Consider the following 16,589-nt stretch of genomic DNA (forward strand, 5'->3'; position numbering starts at 1 on the left):
TATCAATGTGCTGTTTCTGATCTAGATACAGCACGTTACCTTTACCCACAATGCGTAACCTACACCCACTACATGGGCAGGTTTGAGGTTGTTATGAAAAAGCAGTTACCGATGATCACGTTATCAATCTTAACGTTAGGATTATTTTCAAGTGCCGCTCATGCACATTTTCCATTAATGAGTTGTTGGTTTGAAAGCGATAAAGTGGCATGTGAAACCGGCTACAGTGATGGCAGTAAAGCAGTTGATTACAACGTTAATATGTATGATTACGATGATAATTTGATTGCTAAAGTAAACACCGATAAACGTTCTATTGCTGAATTTTCTAAACCTGAAACTGATTTCTATTTAGTGTTTGATTCCGGGCATGAAAGTCCAGTAGAAGTCGATGTTGTTGAGATTAAAGAAAAATGATCCGTCAAGCCGTATCTTCAGATAATGGCAGTAAGGAAGGGAAATGGGTTGGCGGTATTATCGTTTCTATCCTGTTACTTGCCACGGTGTTGTTACCGTATCACCAAAATAAAACAAAAATACAACCATTGGATGCTCATCAAATTGCGGTCACTGAGTTAAGTTCAGAAGAACTCGCGATGGTAGCTGAGTTGCGTTTGGCACATGAAGAAATTCGGAATTTACATCAAGATAGCCGTGAATTTGAACATCAGAATCATTGGCCAAATATGGCTGAGTTATCTGAATTATGGTTAGCGCCATTTATTGAAGATAAAAGTTGGGAGCGTAAAGGCCGTCATCAGTGGCAGCATATTAATGACGCAATTTATCAAGGTTTACGCCGTGACAATCAGGGGGCATCTTCCGTTATTCTTAATAGTAGTCGCCCTGAACCTGATATTTGGTTGGCTCTTTCTAAACAGACAACACCACTGTTCACTAACAATGATGGTGCTTTTGAACCGCAACAATTGATTGATCAAGGTTGGACACAGATTGTGTTTAATCACGACAGTAATAAACAAGCGTTAGCGCATTAACCTCTTTTGTTTTACTTATCGTGTATTGCTTGCGGTGTATTCATTTCTTAACATTGAAGTAAAAATATTATGAAAATAGTCATTAAAACAGCATTAACAGCTGTTGCATTATTCGCAAGCTTTTCGAGTATTGCCGCTGAAAAATTAACTATCGGTATCACATTGCAGCCTTATTATAGTTACGTTAAAGCGGTCGTTGGCGATAAGGCCGATATTCTTCCTCTAGTTGATGCAGGTTTTAATCCGCATAACTATTTACCACAACCTAATGATTTACGTCGTTTAAAACAAATGGATGTAATTGTTGTAAATGGTATTGGTCACGATGACTTTGCTCTGAAAGTGATTGATGCGGCTCAACGTGATGATTTAGTGGTTATTAAAGCCAACAATGATGTGCCGTTACTACCTGCAATGGGGCAGTCTGTAGGTGATGGTGCGGTAAACCCTCATACCTTTGTTGGTTTATCAACCACGATTCAAAAAGTGTATACCATTGCGAATAAGTTGGCTGAGCTTGATCCTGACAATGCTGCGGAATACCGAAAAAATGCCCGTAGTTATGCAAAAACATTTCGATTAATGAAACGTAAAGCCATGCTTGCACTTGGTGATTTAGATACTTCAGGAATGAAAGTTGCGACAACGCATAATGCTTACGGTTATTTATTACAAGAATTTGGTGTTGATGTCGCGGCAGTGATTGAACCAGCACATGGTGTTGAACCCAGTGCGAGTCAATTACAAGAAACCATCGAAAAAATAAAGCAATCAGGTATTGATGTATTGTTTTATGAATTAAATATGCCTAATCGTTACGTCGACACCATAGAAAAAGCAACGGGAGTGAAGTTATACCGTTTTTCACATATGACGCACGGCGAATATGAAGCGAATAAAGTAGAAATTGAGATGCAGCAAAACTTAACCACATTAGTTGAAGCAATGCAATTTGCTGTTAGTAAGGATCAAGCATGAGTTTTGGTCCTCGCATTGAGATTGCAAACCTTGAGCTGCAATACGGTGAAAACCATATTTTATCTAACATCAACCATAGTTTTGAAGCAGGGCAATGCCATGTTGTGATGGGGCCTAATGGTGGTGGGAAAACATCGTTATTACGGTCAATTTTAGGTTTAACACCGTTCAAAGGCAACGTTGATATTTTATGGAATGATGCTGCCAATAATGGTAAACCCGGCTCCGTTGGTTATGTGCCGCAAAAAGCGATGTTTGAACAAAGTTTACCGTTAACAGTGATGGATTTTATTTTATTAAATTTAACCCGTTCTCCTTTGTTTTGGCGTAAACGTCAACAAGATAAGTTGTTTGCATTAAGCCAACTAGAACGTGTCGGTATGGCCAATCGTGCTGATCGACGCATGGGGCAATTATCTGGTGGTGAACAGCAACGGGTTTTGTTTGCTCAAGCGTTATTGGATGATCCTGATTTATTAGTGCTTGATGAACCGACAACGGGCATGGATGAGCAAGGAGTTCGTTATTTAGAATCATTAATTCATGAATTTGTTGCGCAAGGAAAAACTGTATTAGCGGTTCATCATGATGTAACCGCAGTTCGACGCCTTGATGCGCAAGTACATGTGGTTAATCGTATCGTTGTTGATTCTGGTCATCACTCTGAAGTACTGGTTTCTGAAAAAATTGAACGGTTATTTAATCATTACAGTCATGCGCCAATTGTGGCAAATCAACACGAGGTTGCGTAATGGAGTTATTACGTCATTGGGCACAACTGGGGGTTGATGCGGGATTGTTAAGTGACAGCTTTTCATATGTCTTTATGGTTAATGCTATCGTTGCCGCACTGTTATTAGGTCCATTACTCGGAGGGTTGGGTACTTTAGTTATTGCTAAGCGACTAGCTTTTTTCTCTGAGGCAGTTGGTCACGCGGCATTAACAGGGATCGCATTAGGAGTGTTATTAGGTGAACCGCCAGAAAATCCCTTTATCGGTTTATTTAGTTTTTGCATGATCTTCGCGTTACTGCTGCACTTTGTTCGTAATCGAACTAATGTGCCTTACGATACGTTAGTCGGTGTATTTTTAGCGTTAGCATTAGCCGTTGGTGCTGCATTACTGATGTATGTTGCGCGTAAAATAAATATTCATATGCTTGAAAATGTCCTGTTTGGTTCAATTCTAACAGTAACCGATCAAGATTTGTGGGTGTTATTAATAAGCTGTAGTTTAATTATTATGGTGCTCATACCAACATTTAACCGAATATTATTAACTTGTATCAGCCCTGACATTGCACGTATTCGAGGTTATAAAACGAATTTTTATGATTATCTGTTTGTGATCATGATAACCCTCGTCACTATTGCATCCGTTAAAATTGTGGGGGCGGTGCTGGTCGGTGCTTTACTGCTTATTCCTGGTGCAACAGCACGTTTATTGACTAAAAATATGGGTAGCTTTGTTTTGTTGTCATCGTTATTAGCGACCATAAGTTGTGTGATTGGTACTATTTTACCGATGGAGCTTAAATTACCTATTCCATCAGGAGCGGCAATTATTATTGTTGCTGCTACGTTCTTTTTAATCGCCACCTGTTACCGCATTGTTCGTAAAGGGTAGTTGCTGTATTTTGTTTAAGGAATCATCATGAGTCATCTCCAGCTTCACCCAATACGTTCACTGATTCAATCGGTTTGTGCTGTTGCTATTATTGTGAGCGGCAGCAGTTATAGTCATTCAGCAAAAGCAGAGGATATTTTAACTGCAACGCCCGTAACTTATATGTTGGCATCTGAACTGACCCATGACACAGGTATAACGACAAAATATCTGCCTCCTAAACGTTACGGTGTGTCACGATTACCGAATTGGTTTGCTTCAAAAGGTGACATTGTAACGCAAGAGGCCAGTAAAGATGCACAAGCTGTCGTGACATTAGGCGCTGTTTGGCCGCAAGACCCACTTTATATCTATGCCCGCCAAGGCAATATTAATATTATTGAAATTGATGCATCACAGGCGATTTCACCACAAGGGCAAGGTATTGCTGCATTGCGTTTAGATGACGGTTCAGTATCAATGTATTCGTGGTTAAATCCGACCAATTTAAGTCGAATGGCTGCTATTGTAAGTGATGATTTACAGCGTTTATGGCCGAATAAAGCGCAACAAATTGAACAAAATCAACAGCAACTGATGGGGGATGTTCGTAAGTTGATTAATGCTCAACAACAAGTGCTAATGGATGCAGAAATTGATTCAGTAGTCTTATTATCAACTGAGCTTGAAGATTTCGCGTCTGGTAATCAGCTCTTTGTTGTGGATCGTTTAACCAAACCTGAACTTGAGTGGACAGTAGCGGATAAACAAAAACTGACAACATTGTTAGCAGAAGATAAAGCATTGTGGTTATTGAGTACAAAAAAATTAACCTTATCTCAGCAGGCTTTATTGCCTAAAGGTACATCTGTACTCATTGTTGATAGTGTTGATCGTTGGGGTCGTGTTGGTATTAATCATAGCGAGCCACTAAAACGCTGGCAGATTAAATTATAATCTTAGAAATAGAAGCCCAGATTGTTGTTTTACGAGATAATTGCTGGGCTTCATATTATTTAAGTGTATTTGTTTTAAAACGAAAAGAACAAAGACAGAATACCTAATAAAATCAGTAACCCGCCAGAGATCAAATCGTTATATTTCCCCACCATTTTTCCTATCATACTATCGCCAATATTGTTACCAGCATAAGTGAGCATCATGCCTGTAATAAAGGTCAGTGCGACAACCAAATAAATACTGAGATGAGTAATACTACCTAAAATACCCACGCCAATATTATTAATTGAAAGTAATAAACCTAGCATTACTGCACCTTTAAAATTTAGCACAGTGCTTTGCTTTTCTTCTTTTTGTTGCTGTTTTTTTAGCATATCGGCACAAATGAACCACGTTCCCATTAAAATGAAAATCACAGAACCTAATTCATTAGAGACTTGATGAGGGATCAGCTGGGTTACTAATTGTCCACCAAGCATAGAGATAAAGGTAACTAATGCAGTAATAAAAGCAATGATTGCATTAGATACAAGTGGGATCCTTTCATTCTTTACGCCATAAGTTAGGCCAATAACGAAATTATCGAGATTTGATGAAAGGGAGAATATCAAAGCGAGTAAGAAAGACACGATAGTTCATCTCGTAAAAATGCTTTTATAAACTGAAATGAAGCTTAACGCGATGTATTTGTGTGAATAGTAATTTTTCAGATATGAGCGAGATTAAACATATTGCGCTATTTATTATCGAATATCGCAATATGTTTATATTTATTTGTTTTTAAATAAAGCCTGAAATCCGTGCCTTTAAAAAAGCCGCTAAGGTTTTGTTGTCTTGGATGTGGTTATCTGCAATTTTTTGTTCTACTTCAGCGACAGATAATGTCACAACATTAATGATTTCATCATCATCTAGTTGGCCTTCGGTTGCTGATAGCCCTTGAGCAACATATAAATACTGTATTTCATCACAAAAACTAGGCGCTGGAAGTAATTGACCAAGAGGGTGCCATTGACTAGCTGCGAGGTTAGTTTCTTCTGCTAATTCACGTTGTGCACAAATGAAAATGTCTTCTTTTACTTCAAGCGTGCCTGCTGGAAATTCATATAGCCATTGGCTGACTGCTGGACGGTATTGATGAACAAGTACCAGATCACCATTATGATCTATTGGAATAATAATCACAGCGCCAGGATGTTTTATACTAGTACAAGCTATTTCTCTGCCATCGGGTAGCAAATGCGGCTGTTCTTCAATACTAAAACATTTCCATTGGTAGTGTTTTTTTATGCTCATTACTATTCTCTAATCGTTGGTTGCTATTTGATTATAGCCCCAACGTTTTGCCCGCATCAATGCACTTTCGGCTTTGATGTAGTCATAGCTAAAATCTTGATATTCAATGTTAGTAATACCGATACTTACGGTGATCTTTATTTGGTGTCCAGTCGTTAGTTCTAATATCCACTGACTAATTTCATCACGAATTTTGATGGCAAATTGTTCCGCTGCTTGAATATCGGCATCTGGAATAATGATACAAAACTCTTGGCTACTTAAACGAGCAATATGCATATTATCCCCACAGGTTTCACGTAGGAATTTAGCCATCATCATGAGTGTTTTATCACCAGCATCAAGTCCAAATCGGTCATTTACTTCTCTAAATTTATCAATATTTATTAATAACATTGAAATATCGCGGCGATAACGCTTACAACGAGATGATTCGTTTTGATACAGGGGCAGTAACCCTTCACGATTGAGTAAACCGGTGAGGAAATCATTGGTAGTGGTTCTTTTCACTTGCAAAATAGCATCATAACGATGACGAGATAATAAAAAGGCCATGACAAAGATAATAGAATATGCACATATGTTTTGAAGGGCAGATGAAATCTGCATATGTTTGTTCGTTATTTCGGACACACTCAATATGATATACAACAGCCCAAAAATAGTACTATACCAAGCAGCCGTTCTGATTTGTAAAGCGAAAAAACTTAATAATGGAATTGTTAAGCCGATGGTATTACTGATATGACGAGCACCAGTAAAATAAAAACCAGTTGAGCAAATAAGTGTAGTAGCGATTAAAAAGATCCAAAAAAGAATAGTGGCAGAAAAGAGGGTTCGATTTAATGCTGCAAGGGTGTAGCACAATGTCATACCGAGTATACCGACGACAGTAAAATAATGTGCTTGTTGTGAGACGAAATAAGTAAAGGCAATAATGGCACAGATGGCGCCAGCAAAAGGAAATAATAAAGAAAGTTGTTTTTTTAATGTTTTCTCACTCAGTTCAATATAGGCAAAGTTTGTAGCTTGCAGCTGAGTACTTTTAATCAATGTAACCATGATATGAAAAAACCTTTATAACAACATTTGGACAAATACAACACATTGTACATTTTTTTGGGAAGCATATCAGTATTGCGATTGATGTCTAATTATTTTTTAAATTTAATGTAAAATAATATTTTAAAAAGAGATCTTGTTATCGTAATGAATGCGAAAGATGTGGTTTTTAGGTATAACTGTATGATATGGAAAGTATAAAAATGGATTTTATCTATGATGTCTATTTATGAGAATACAAACTTTTTAGCTTGAATGATTAAAAATGAGATCTACTCCCATGAATAATTATTCTAGTTTAGTATAAATAAAGTGTGTTTTAAAATGAGTAGGAGCGACAATGTTTCCAGAATATAGAAGCTTAATTACATCACTAAAAGGTCATGATGTGCATTTTGATCGTCTATTTAAAAAGCATAATGAATTAGATGATAAAATTAATGTAATGACTTCCGCAAATGGTTTTGATGAAACGCTCATTGAACAATTGAAAAAAGAAAAGCTGTTATTAAAAGATGAAATCTTTGTTTATTTACAACAAAAATCATAATAAATAAAAAAAGAGAAGCGTGGTCGGCTTCTCTTTTTTATTGCAGCTATATTTAGATTTATAACGATGATAAGAAATTATCAATCAAATCAGCTGTTATTTGAGGTTGCTCGTTAGTAATACCATGTGCTGTTTTTGGTAATACAATGATAGGTGCTTGAATATATTTACTTAGTTTTATGCCACTATTAAGCGGAAATATTTGGTCATTTTGTCCCCATATAATAAGCGCTTGAGGCAGTTTTTTAGGATCATATTGTTGGATTCGATCTCTGTCATTAGGCAATGTTTTAATTAATTGTGTTCGTTGTGGCTTCCATTGCGAAAAGTAATCAAGGTAAATTTGATTTGCAATAAAATCAGGGATACGCTTTTTCTCAATAAATACGTTGTCATAAAGACGTTTAACATCATCACCACTGTTGGGCACAAATAACTCTTCTGGCGAGTTAATACCTGCGCGTTTAACTAAATCATCTAAATCGTCATCACTAAATAATGGGCCTGGGCTAGCAATGATCACCGCTTTATTGATGCGTTCAGGTGTCAACATCATGTCATAGGTGATAAAACCACCATAAGAAATACCCGCGACATCTACTTTCTTTAGCTGTAACGTATCAACTAATTGCCAAATAGCATTCGTTTGGGTTGAGAGTTGTGCGGCATTATCACTGTATGATTCACCAAACCAGAGTAAATCAGGTGCAATTACATGGTACTTTTTACTCAGCTGTAGCATTTCAGCTTTCCATGTCGCAGCCGCAGTACCGCCAAAACCATGCAATAATAATAGAGGCTGACCTTGACCACCTTCCCAATAGGTTAGTTTACCGCCTTCTTTGAGTGTTATTTGGTGCTTGCTAAAGCCTTCTTTCTCTAAAGATGACTGATCGTGTTCTGTTTTCCAACGAACAACTTCACAGCCCGTAGTCATGAAAACTAATGTCCATAAAAGGATAAAATAATGTATAAATCGTTTCATAGGTTGCTCTAATAATTGAAAAACGAACTAATTATACGATGTTTTATTGTTGTTGGTAAGAATATTCATAGCTAATAATAAAAATAAAAATGTGAAGTCTGTATTTGTTTTTTGAGTTAGCATTATGTCAAAATTCAATTTTATGTTAATCAGTATGTTGCTAAAGAAAACAATCGATAGCATAATCTTTTTCTATAATAAATTTTTATATATAATCGTATTATTGCCATACGAAATATGTATTAATATTTAGATCGAAACTACGTATTAACGACTAGGAGACACTATGCGTGTATTAGTTACTGGTGGTATGGGCTACATTGGTAGTCATACTTGTGTACAAATGATTGAAGCGGGTATGACCCCAATTATTGTTGATAATTTGTATAACAGTAAAGAAACCGTATTAGGGCGCATTAATAACTTAACTGGCGTAACACCTGCATTCTATAAAGGTGATATTCGTGATCGTAAATTTTTAGACAGTGTTTTTGCTGAAAATGATATCGATGCGGTAATTCACTTTGCGGGACTAAAAGCCGTAGGCGAGTCAGTAGAAAAGCCACTAGAGTATTACGACAATAATGTTAGTGGTACATTAGTGCTTGTTGAAGCGATGCGTGCCGCTGGTGTTAATGCAATTATCTTTAGCTCATCAGCAACAGTTTATGGCGATCCTGCATCTGTGCCGATCACTGAAGATTTTCCAACAAGTGCAACTAACCCATATGGCCGTAGTAAGCTAATGGTAGAAGAGTGTCTTGCTGATATTCAACATGCATATCCTGAAATGAGTGTGACATTACTGCGTTACTTTAACCCAGTAGGTTCGCATAAATCAGGCACTATGGGTGAAGATCCACAAGGTATTCCTAACAACTTGATGCCATTTATTTCTCAAGTAGCTGTTGGTCGTCGTGAGTTCTTATCTATTTTTGGTAACGACTACCCAACAGTTGATGGCACAGGTGTGCGTGACTACATTCACGTGGTTGATCTTGCTGATGGTCACCTTGCAGCATTAACACACAAAGGCCGTGAAGCAGGCTTACACATTTACAATTTAGGTACTGGTAACGGTAACAGTGTATTGCAAATGGCAAAAGCATTTGAAAAAGCTTCTGGTGTAGAAGTGCCTTATAAGATTGCACCACGTCGTGCTGGTGATATTGCTGAATGTTGGGCTGATCCTGCGAAAGCAAAAGCTGAATTGCATTGGGAAGCAAAACTAACACTTGATGATATGACGCAAGATACTTGGCGTTGGCAGTCAACAAATCCAGATGGTTACCCTGACGCAGAGTAATTCTAGATTGGATTAAATAAAAAGGCGCTAATTTAGCGCCTTTTTTTATGAGGAAAGAATAGACATTAATAATGTTTATTAGTGGTAGCATAGGGTTTCGCTACAAAGAAGATGATCAAACTAGCAATAGCGCCAAGAGTATCGGCTAGCATGTCTTTTTGCGCATCCCAAATATCACCTTGGGATCCTAGAAACTCAATACCTGCTTCGCCACCAGCACTGGCGGCATACCACCATTCAACAATTTCATAAGCGGCGGCTGTTGCCATAATGGCAAATAAACCAAAGAGTGCAGCAATGATTGGTTTGCAATGGCCTTTACGTACTAAAAATTCGGCGACTGGAAATGCATATAAACCAATTGAAAAATGTGCAAAGCGATCAAACTGATTACGGTTTGAATCTAGAAGGTGGTTAATCCAATCAAAAGGGACATTTGCAAACGTGTAATGGGCACCAATATTATGTAATACCAGCCATACTGCCATTAACGTGTAAGCAAGGTTACTAAACACAAAATAACGGTAGCTGATCACTAAAAATAAAAATACGATGACGAGAGGAATAGCTTCTGCAATCCATACTGCACGAAAAGCAGGATTAAGGCCAAGCGCAATAAAAAAGATGATATAGCACAGCGCTAACCATTTGGGGTATTTGTTCTTAATCATTTCAATTCCTTATCATTAGTATTGATCCAAAGGATAACGTTTTTGATGTAGTTATAGCAATAAAGATTATCAATATGTTAACGCAGGTGAGGTGCGTTATTTTAGGTTTTTTAAAATTGGTTTGTGTTATAATTTCCAACTAATGTTTTCACAATATTGTGATATTCATCATATTTGACAGTACACACTCATAATCTGAGTTGTTTTTACCGGAGCATCATTTTGCATTTTAAAGATCTTGGCTTAGACCCACGCCTATTAAAGAAACTGACTCATTTGGCGTTTGATCGAGCAACCGAAATTCAACAAACGGCAGTCCCTGTTGCTATTGCAGGCAAAGATATTTTGGCATCGTCGAAAACGGGTTCCGGTAAAACTCTGGCATTTTTATTACCTGCGATGCAACGTATGTACCGTAGCAAGCCATTTACTCGTCGTGATCCTCGTGTTCTAATTTTGACGCCAACGCGTGAATTAGCAAAACAAATTTTTGCACAGTTACGCACGCTTAATGCGGGAACACCGTACGATGGCACATTGATTGTTGGCGGCGAAAACTTCAACGACCAAGTAAAAGCATTACGTAATGATCCGATGTTTGTTGTTGCAACTCCTGGTCGTTTTGCTGATCACCTTGAGCACCGCAGTACACATCTTGATGGCTTAGAAATGCTGATTCTTGATGAAGCAGACCGTATGCTTGATCTGGGCTTTGAACCTCAACTACGTCGTATTAACGAAGCGGCTAACCACCGTCGCCGTCAAACATTGATGTTCTCAGCCACGATGGACCATGTTGATGTTCTTGATATGGCTTCTGAAATGTTAGATAACCCTAAGCGCATTTCAATTGGCCACTCAGCAGAAGAACACACAGATATTACTCAACGCTTTATTTTGTGTGATCACTTAGATCATAAACAAGCATTGCTTGATAAAGTGTTAGAAGTAGAAGATTACAATCAAGTTATTATCTTTACTGCAACACGTGCTGATACCGATCGTCTAACCGCTGAGTTAAATGAACGTAAATTAAAAGCTGTTGCACTAAGCGGTAACTTGAATCAATCGCAACGCAATAACATCATGAGCCAGTTTGAGCGTAATTGTCATAAGATTCTTGTGACAACAGATATCGCCTCTCGTGGTCTAGATATTGATAGCGTATCGCTTGTTATTAACTTTGATATGCCAAAACATGCTGAAGAATATGTTCACCGCGTGGGCCGTACTGGTCGTGCCGGTAACAAAGGTGATGCTGTTTCATTAGTTGGTCCTAAAGACTGGAAGAGCTTTAAAGCGGTTGAAGCATTCTTGAAACAAAAGATTGAGTTCACAACAATCGAAGGCTTAGTTGGTAAGTTTAAAGGTCTTAAACCGGCACCGAAGAAGAAGATTGTTAAGAAAACAACAACGAATAAAACGGGTACTGCTAAACAAACGCAAGCACCTAAAGCGAAGAAAAGAGTTGATAAGCGTTTTTACGAAAACCAAGCTGTGGGTAATGATGTCTTTATCCCTAAGAAAAAACGCAATACTGATGTAAGCCAAGATGACTAATAGTTAATGATTCAATAATCGTTAACAAATAAAAAACCAGACTGAGTGTCTGGTTTTTTTTGGCTACAGCATTGGTTGCAGCAAGAAGTGTCGTTATACGATTAACGTAATTGGTACACTTGACCTTCTTTATCAGCTTTAACAGCAGCAAAGCTTAATACGAATGGACCTTGCGCTTGAACAGTTGCTGGTAATGTTTGAATTGCTTGTTTTGCTTCTTCACGGGTTGCAAAATTACCGTAAGTAACTGCATACCAGTTACGACCTAGTGCATGTTTCCAGTTAACCCAAATTGGTTGATCGCTAGTGATTGGCTGAAGGTAACCACGTAGGTTACGTTCTTCACTTAATGCTAAAATCTGAATGGTAAAGTGTGAAGGGTTAATATCGCCAAACGCTTGATCGTTGGTCATTGATTCTTCATCAGCAAGATGTGCATCATCATTATTAATGTAATCACTATCAATAACTGGCTCGTTAGTTACTGTTGTTTCAGGAGCAACAGTTTCAATTGGTGCTGATGTTTCTACTGGTTGTTGTTGACACTGTAGGTTTGCGCTATCAACTTTAGACGGTAACAGGTAACCAGAATCACAAGGGCTATCAGATGAAGCACAACCAGATAATGCGAATAGACCTAATACAACTGCTGCCTTTAATGGACGAGATGTCATTGTTTTCTCCGAAGAATATTTAATAATTTGTAAATGTGGTAGCAGTATTCATGACTTTTCATGACGCAAATATCACTATTAACAAATGTCTTTATACTTAGAATGTATTGTAGCGAAAAACGGCAAATAATTGACATGATAATTACAGATTACAGGTTAAATGTATGTTTTTTAATCAAGTCAACTATTCCAAATGAGAATAGGTTATATTCTCTTGAATAATTGATGTTTAAATAGGGCATATATTTTTTTACTCTTTCATAGAGGGAAACGGTATTTTTAAAACTCAAATCATTAGTTAACATATTAATAACAAGCTGAGTTTTGAATGGATCGTTTTTATGAAAGCATGGTTACTTAGAATACATGACCGTAAACGACTGATTATGGCAACCGTCGCTGCAATGTTATTGGTGGCAATTTCTTTAGTTACGACAGGGTTTATCAGTGCATTATGTGATTTAAGCGCATTTGCTATTTTATTCACTGTTGTATGGTTAAAGGTGTGTGAATCACAGCCCCGATATAAGTCGAATGAGTAATTAATTCCTTCTGTAAAAATAAAAATTAAGCCCTAATAAGATGTTATTCCTATGGAGAGTGAGATAATTCCACAAGGAATAATAGGTAAAAGCAAATACAATAACGCAACAATTATGCAAATAAAACAGAACATACAACCAGTTAATCGTTTATATTCATACTTTTATTGATATATATTTTAATAAAATGTGATTAGGTGCTAATTATTGCTTCTATATAAACTTTATTATCAGCACGAATTTTTACTGAATATTACATCAGTAATGTAAACGCTGTTATTAGGGAGTATAGATGTGTTTATTATTGAATTTTTGATTGTATTGGTATGTATCTTAGTGGGTGCACGAATCGGTGGTATCGGTTTGGGTGTAATGGGGGGTATCGGCCTTGCAATTCTAAGCTTTGTTTTTGGCTTGCAACCAACCAGTCCACCAATTGATGTAATGTTAATGATCATGGCAGTTGTTGCGGCTGCGGCTGCAATGCAAGCGGCGGGTGGTCTTGAATACTTAATTAAAATTGCGTCAAATATTCTTCGTAAAAATCCTCGTCATATTACATTTATAGCGCCGCTAGTGACTTATATGTTCACTTTTTTAGCGGGTACAGGTCATGTTGCTTACTCTGTATTACCTGTTATTGCTGAAGTGAGCCGTCGCAGTGGCATTCGTCCAGAACGCCCACTTGGTATGGCTGTTATTGCATCTCAGTTTGCGATTGTTGCAAGCCCGATTGCTGCGGCTGTTGTTGCTTTAGTTGCTTTTCTTGAGCCTCAAGGTATTACATTAGCTGATGTATTAATGGTAACTATCCCAGGCACATTCTGTGGTTTAGCATTAGCGTGTGTTGTCGTTAATAAAATGGGTAAAGATCTAAAAGATGACCCAGAATATCAACGCCGTATGCAAGATCCTGCTTTCCGTAAAGAAATGGAACAAGAAGTTAAAGTAGAAGAGATCGTTATTAAACCAGCAGCAAAGAAAGCGGTTGGTCTATTCTTATTTGGTGCGTTAGCTGTTGTTATTATGGGTGCGTTCCCTGGACTACGTCCTAACTTTAATGGATCTGCAATGGGCATGGCACACACGATCGAGATCGTGATGTTAGCTATTGCAGCTTTGATCATCTTGATCTGTAAGCCTGACGGTAATGTGATCACACAAGGATCTGTTTTCCATGCTGGTATGCGTGCGATTGTAGCAATTTTTGGTATTGCATGGTTAGGTGACACATTTATCGCTGGTCACAGTGAAATGGTGAAAGAGGCTGTGTCTGGCTTAGTAGAAGTTGCACCATGGACGTTTGCATTTGCTCTATTTGCATTATCTGTGATGGTTAATAGCCAAGGTGCAACAACAGCGGTACTTGTGCCAGTTGGTATTACACTTGGTTTACCACCTGAAGTTATTATTGCGACGTTCGTTGCGGTTAACGGTTACTTCTTTATTCCTAACTACGGCCCTATTATTGCTTCAATTGATTTTGACCGTACTGGCACAACAAAGATTGGTAGTTACATCTTTAACCATAGCTTTATGATTCCAGGTTTATTAAGCATGGTATTTAGTATTATCTTTGGCTTTATTTTCGCAAGTTTTGTCTTGTAAAAAGCAAGGTAATACAACGTAAAAATAAAGTAGATTAAATAAAAAATCTCTATATCTTCATGTTGAAGAATAGAGGTTTTTTTATGTCAATATAAAAGCACTATTTTATTAATGTCAGTTAAAGAAATAGCTCAATGTAAGTCAATGATGCAGTACCAATTGCTAACCAAAGGATAACACCCAGTAATAAAGGCTTATGTCCTGCATTGCGTAATTTGCTGACGGTTATACCTGAGCCAATTAAAAATAGGCACACTACTAATAAACGTTTTGATGCATCAAAGATAAGAATATAGGTTGAGTGAAATTGTGGAATAAAATGCGCAATTAAGATAGCTAGGCAATAAAACACAATAAAGTAAGGAATACTGATTTTCTTACTGTCACCTTTAAACATTAAAGCACTGCCAAACGCGACAGGAATGATCCATAGTGCACGTGCCAGTTTTAATGTTGTCGCAGTTTTTAGTGCTTCATCCCCATAAGAGCCCGCCGCACCTACTACTGATGATGTATCATGAATGGCAATGGCAGCCCAAGTACCAAAGGCATGTTGACTCATTTCTAATAAATGCCCAACCGCAGGGAAAAGGAAAAGCGCCATGGCGTTGAGTACAAATACAGTGGCTAATGCTAATGAGGTTTGGTCATCACGCGCATTAATGGCAGGCGATACCGCAGCAATGGCACTACCACCACAAATAGCCGTACCCGCAGCGATTAAATGGCCGGTTTTTTTATCCAACTTTAAAAAGTGCGTTGCTAGCCAACCCAAAAATAAAGTAAAGAAAATAGAAGAGATAATAAGCCCTAATCCTTGACGGCTCGCTTCAATGGCTTCGTTTAAATTAATTCCAAACCCTAAACCAATAATGGAGTATGACAAAAGTTTTTTGGTTAGAGCAGCAAGATTAAATTGGGTCGGTACGAAACCAAAGCTGGCTAAAGTAAAACCAAGAATTAATGCAATGGGTGAGCTAATGAAAGGCGCTAAACATATTATTGCAGCTAATATAAATATAATATCAGCAGGACGTAAGTTTCTAATTTTTTGATTTAGGGTCATTTTTATGGTTGAGATGGGTTATTTATAAGATCTCGAATTATACGCACGTCATTCTATTTAGTTTAGTTAAATATTTTTAAACGAGGGTTAAGGGATATTGAATATTCATTGATGCTGATTGTTATTTTTTTTGCCATGAACCGTGGCTGTTTTGATAAAAATGACCGGCTTGGGTTTTTTCTATCGCTTTATGGTACGCCCGCTGTTTGACGGTACTTAGAGATAAATCATGCGATTGGCTAATGGCTTGGTATGTCTCTTGTCTATGGCTATTAACTGAGTTTATAAGTCGACTTACATCAGCGTTATTACTCGATTTAATCGCAGCAATAAAGCCCGTGTTTGTTTCACCGACTAAGCCTTGTTGTTTGGCTTGCTGCAATGTAATTGCAAGTACAGTGCTTGAATTGAACAACAGTAAATAACCGCCAAGTAACACAGCGTAAAGGGATGACGATTTCATAAGGTTACCTTAATATTGAATGACAAAAACCATTAAAAGACGGCTTTATTATCAAATAATTGTTCTATTTCTCGATCAACTTTTATTTTGATTTCATGTTCAATTTTAACATTAAGATTAACCTCTATTGGTTTGTCTGATGCTGCAACTTGTATGGTTGGCGTGCACCCAATAAGCAATAGAACGATGATAATAGCAAATACGTAATGCAAATTGGGCTGGTGCAGTGTTGCTTGAAAATAGTTCATGCTGATAACCTTTAAT

Annotated in this window: 20 protein-coding genes; 11 read left to right on the plus strand and 9 right to left on the minus strand. The window is 37.5% G+C overall.

Annotated elements, in window-relative coordinates:
- Positions 1-93 precede the first annotated feature (93 nt).
- From ACJZU6_RS18785 to ACJZU6_RS18810, 6 genes are all read left to right on the plus strand, one after another.
- Positions 94-417 carry a hypothetical protein gene (locus ACJZU6_RS18785; RefSeq protein ID WP_080155901.1) on the plus strand — a complete coding sequence of 108 codons (324 nt, stop codon included), beginning with the start codon at positions 94-96 and terminating at the stop codon, positions 415-417.
- Positions 414-998, plus strand: coding sequence for a DUF6162 family protein (locus ACJZU6_RS18790; protein ID WP_080155902.1), 585 nt, complete (start codon positions 414-416; stop codon positions 996-998). Before ACJZU6_RS18785 ends, ACJZU6_RS18790 begins: the two co-directional genes overlap by 4 nt.
- 69 nt (positions 999-1,067) lie before the next feature.
- Positions 1,068-1,976 carry a metal ABC transporter solute-binding protein, Zn/Mn family gene (locus tag ACJZU6_RS18795; protein ID WP_080155903.1) on the plus strand — a complete coding sequence of 303 codons (909 nt, stop codon included), beginning with the start codon at positions 1,068-1,070 and terminating at the stop codon, positions 1,974-1,976.
- Positions 1,973-2,728, plus strand: a complete 756-nt coding sequence (locus ACJZU6_RS18800; protein WP_408901080.1) for a metal ABC transporter ATP-binding protein — start codon at positions 1,973-1,975, stop codon at positions 2,726-2,728. Before ACJZU6_RS18795 ends, ACJZU6_RS18800 begins: the two co-directional genes overlap by 4 nt.
- Positions 2,728-3,603: a metal ABC transporter permease gene (locus tag ACJZU6_RS18805; RefSeq protein WP_080155905.1), complete on the plus strand. Its 876-nt coding sequence runs from the start codon at positions 2,728-2,730 to the stop codon at positions 3,601-3,603. The genes ACJZU6_RS18800 and ACJZU6_RS18805 overlap by 1 nt, the downstream gene beginning before the upstream one ends.
- 27 nt (positions 3,604-3,630) lie before the next feature.
- On the plus strand, positions 3,631-4,539 hold the full coding sequence (locus ACJZU6_RS18810; RefSeq protein ID WP_080155906.1) for an ABC transporter substrate-binding protein: 909 nt from the start codon (positions 3,631-3,633) through the stop codon (positions 4,537-4,539).
- A gap of 74 nt (positions 4,540-4,613) precedes the next feature.
- On the opposite strand, the gene ACJZU6_RS18815 is transcribed toward ACJZU6_RS18810, so the two are convergent.
- The 3 genes from ACJZU6_RS18815 to ACJZU6_RS18825 form a co-directional block, all read right to left on the minus strand.
- Positions 4,614-5,171, minus strand: a complete 558-nt coding sequence (locus ACJZU6_RS18815; RefSeq protein ID WP_408901081.1) for a manganese efflux pump MntP family protein — start codon at positions 5,169-5,171, stop codon at positions 4,614-4,616.
- A 151-nt stretch (positions 5,172-5,322) separates the two neighbouring features.
- A complete protein-coding gene (locus ACJZU6_RS18820; RefSeq protein WP_080155908.1) occupies positions 5,323-5,838 on the minus strand; it encodes an NUDIX hydrolase in 516 nt (171 codons plus the stop codon).
- A 9-nt stretch (positions 5,839-5,847) separates the two neighbouring features.
- Positions 5,848-6,900, minus strand: coding sequence for a GGDEF domain-containing protein (locus ACJZU6_RS18825; protein WP_080155909.1), 1,053 nt, complete (start codon positions 6,898-6,900; stop codon positions 5,848-5,850).
- 340 nt (positions 6,901-7,240) lie between these two features.
- On the opposite strand from ACJZU6_RS18825, the gene ACJZU6_RS18830 reads away from it, so the two are divergent.
- Entirely contained in the window at positions 7,241-7,450 is a 210-nt protein-coding gene (locus tag ACJZU6_RS18830) for a DUF465 domain-containing protein (protein WP_080155910.1), read from the plus strand.
- 58 nt (positions 7,451-7,508) lie between these two features.
- On the opposite strand, the gene ACJZU6_RS18835 is transcribed toward ACJZU6_RS18830, so the two are convergent.
- The gene (locus ACJZU6_RS18835) at positions 7,509-8,435 is read right to left on the minus strand and encodes an alpha/beta fold hydrolase (protein WP_408901082.1); all 927 of its coding nucleotides are present in this window, start codon (positions 8,433-8,435) and stop codon (positions 7,509-7,511) included.
- A 286-nt stretch (positions 8,436-8,721) separates the two neighbouring features.
- Between ACJZU6_RS18835 and galE the strand changes: the two genes are divergently transcribed.
- Entirely contained in the window at positions 8,722-9,741 is a 1,020-nt protein-coding gene (gene galE, locus ACJZU6_RS18840) for a UDP-glucose 4-epimerase GalE (protein ID WP_408901083.1), read from the plus strand.
- 65 nt (positions 9,742-9,806) lie between these two features.
- Here the strand turns inward: galE and ACJZU6_RS18845 are convergent, their stop codons facing one another.
- Entirely contained in the window at positions 9,807-10,412 is a 606-nt protein-coding gene (locus ACJZU6_RS18845) for a DUF2238 domain-containing protein (RefSeq protein WP_408901084.1), read from the minus strand.
- Positions 10,413-10,634: 222 nt separating this feature from the next.
- Here ACJZU6_RS18845 and ACJZU6_RS18850 point away from each other — a divergent pair, with 222 nt between their 5' ends.
- Positions 10,635-11,972 (plus strand): DEAD/DEAH box helicase, encoded by a 1,338-nt coding sequence (locus ACJZU6_RS18850; protein ID WP_107275504.1) that lies wholly within the window; start codon positions 10,635-10,637, stop codon positions 11,970-11,972.
- A 101-nt stretch (positions 11,973-12,073) separates the two neighbouring features.
- On the opposite strand, the gene ACJZU6_RS18855 is transcribed toward ACJZU6_RS18850, so the two are convergent.
- Positions 12,074-12,646 carry an SPOR domain-containing protein gene (locus ACJZU6_RS18855; protein WP_080155915.1) on the minus strand — a complete coding sequence of 191 codons (573 nt, stop codon included), beginning with the start codon at positions 12,644-12,646 and terminating at the stop codon, positions 12,074-12,076.
- 341 nt (positions 12,647-12,987) lie between these two features.
- On the opposite strand from ACJZU6_RS18855, the gene ACJZU6_RS18860 reads away from it, so the two are divergent.
- Positions 12,988-13,188, plus strand: coding sequence for a hypothetical protein (locus ACJZU6_RS18860; protein ID WP_080155916.1), 201 nt, complete (start codon positions 12,988-12,990; stop codon positions 13,186-13,188).
- A gap of 294 nt (positions 13,189-13,482) precedes the next feature.
- Complete coding sequence (locus tag ACJZU6_RS18865; RefSeq protein WP_080155917.1) at positions 13,483-14,796, plus strand: anaerobic C4-dicarboxylate transporter family protein; 1,314 nt, start codon at positions 13,483-13,485, stop codon at positions 14,794-14,796.
- A gap of 118 nt (positions 14,797-14,914) precedes the next feature.
- Here ACJZU6_RS18865 and ACJZU6_RS18870 read toward each other — a convergent pair whose 3' ends face one another.
- From ACJZU6_RS18870 to ACJZU6_RS18880, 3 genes are all read right to left on the minus strand, one after another.
- Positions 14,915-15,862 (minus strand): YeiH family protein, encoded by a 948-nt coding sequence (locus ACJZU6_RS18870; RefSeq protein WP_080155918.1) that lies wholly within the window; start codon positions 15,860-15,862, stop codon positions 14,915-14,917.
- Positions 15,863-15,983: 121 nt separating this feature from the next.
- Entirely contained in the window at positions 15,984-16,325 is a 342-nt protein-coding gene (locus tag ACJZU6_RS18875) for a YdbL family protein (RefSeq protein WP_080155919.1), read from the minus strand.
- Positions 16,326-16,357: 32 nt separating this feature from the next.
- Complete coding sequence (locus ACJZU6_RS18880) at positions 16,358-16,573, minus strand: YnbE family lipoprotein (protein WP_080155920.1); 216 nt, start codon at positions 16,571-16,573, stop codon at positions 16,358-16,360.
- Positions 16,574-16,589: the final 16 nt, after the last annotated feature.

It is taken from the genome of Photobacterium piscicola (assembly GCF_046058925.1).
GTDB classification, from domain to species: Bacteria; Pseudomonadota; Gammaproteobacteria; order Enterobacterales; family Vibrionaceae; genus Photobacterium; species Photobacterium piscicola.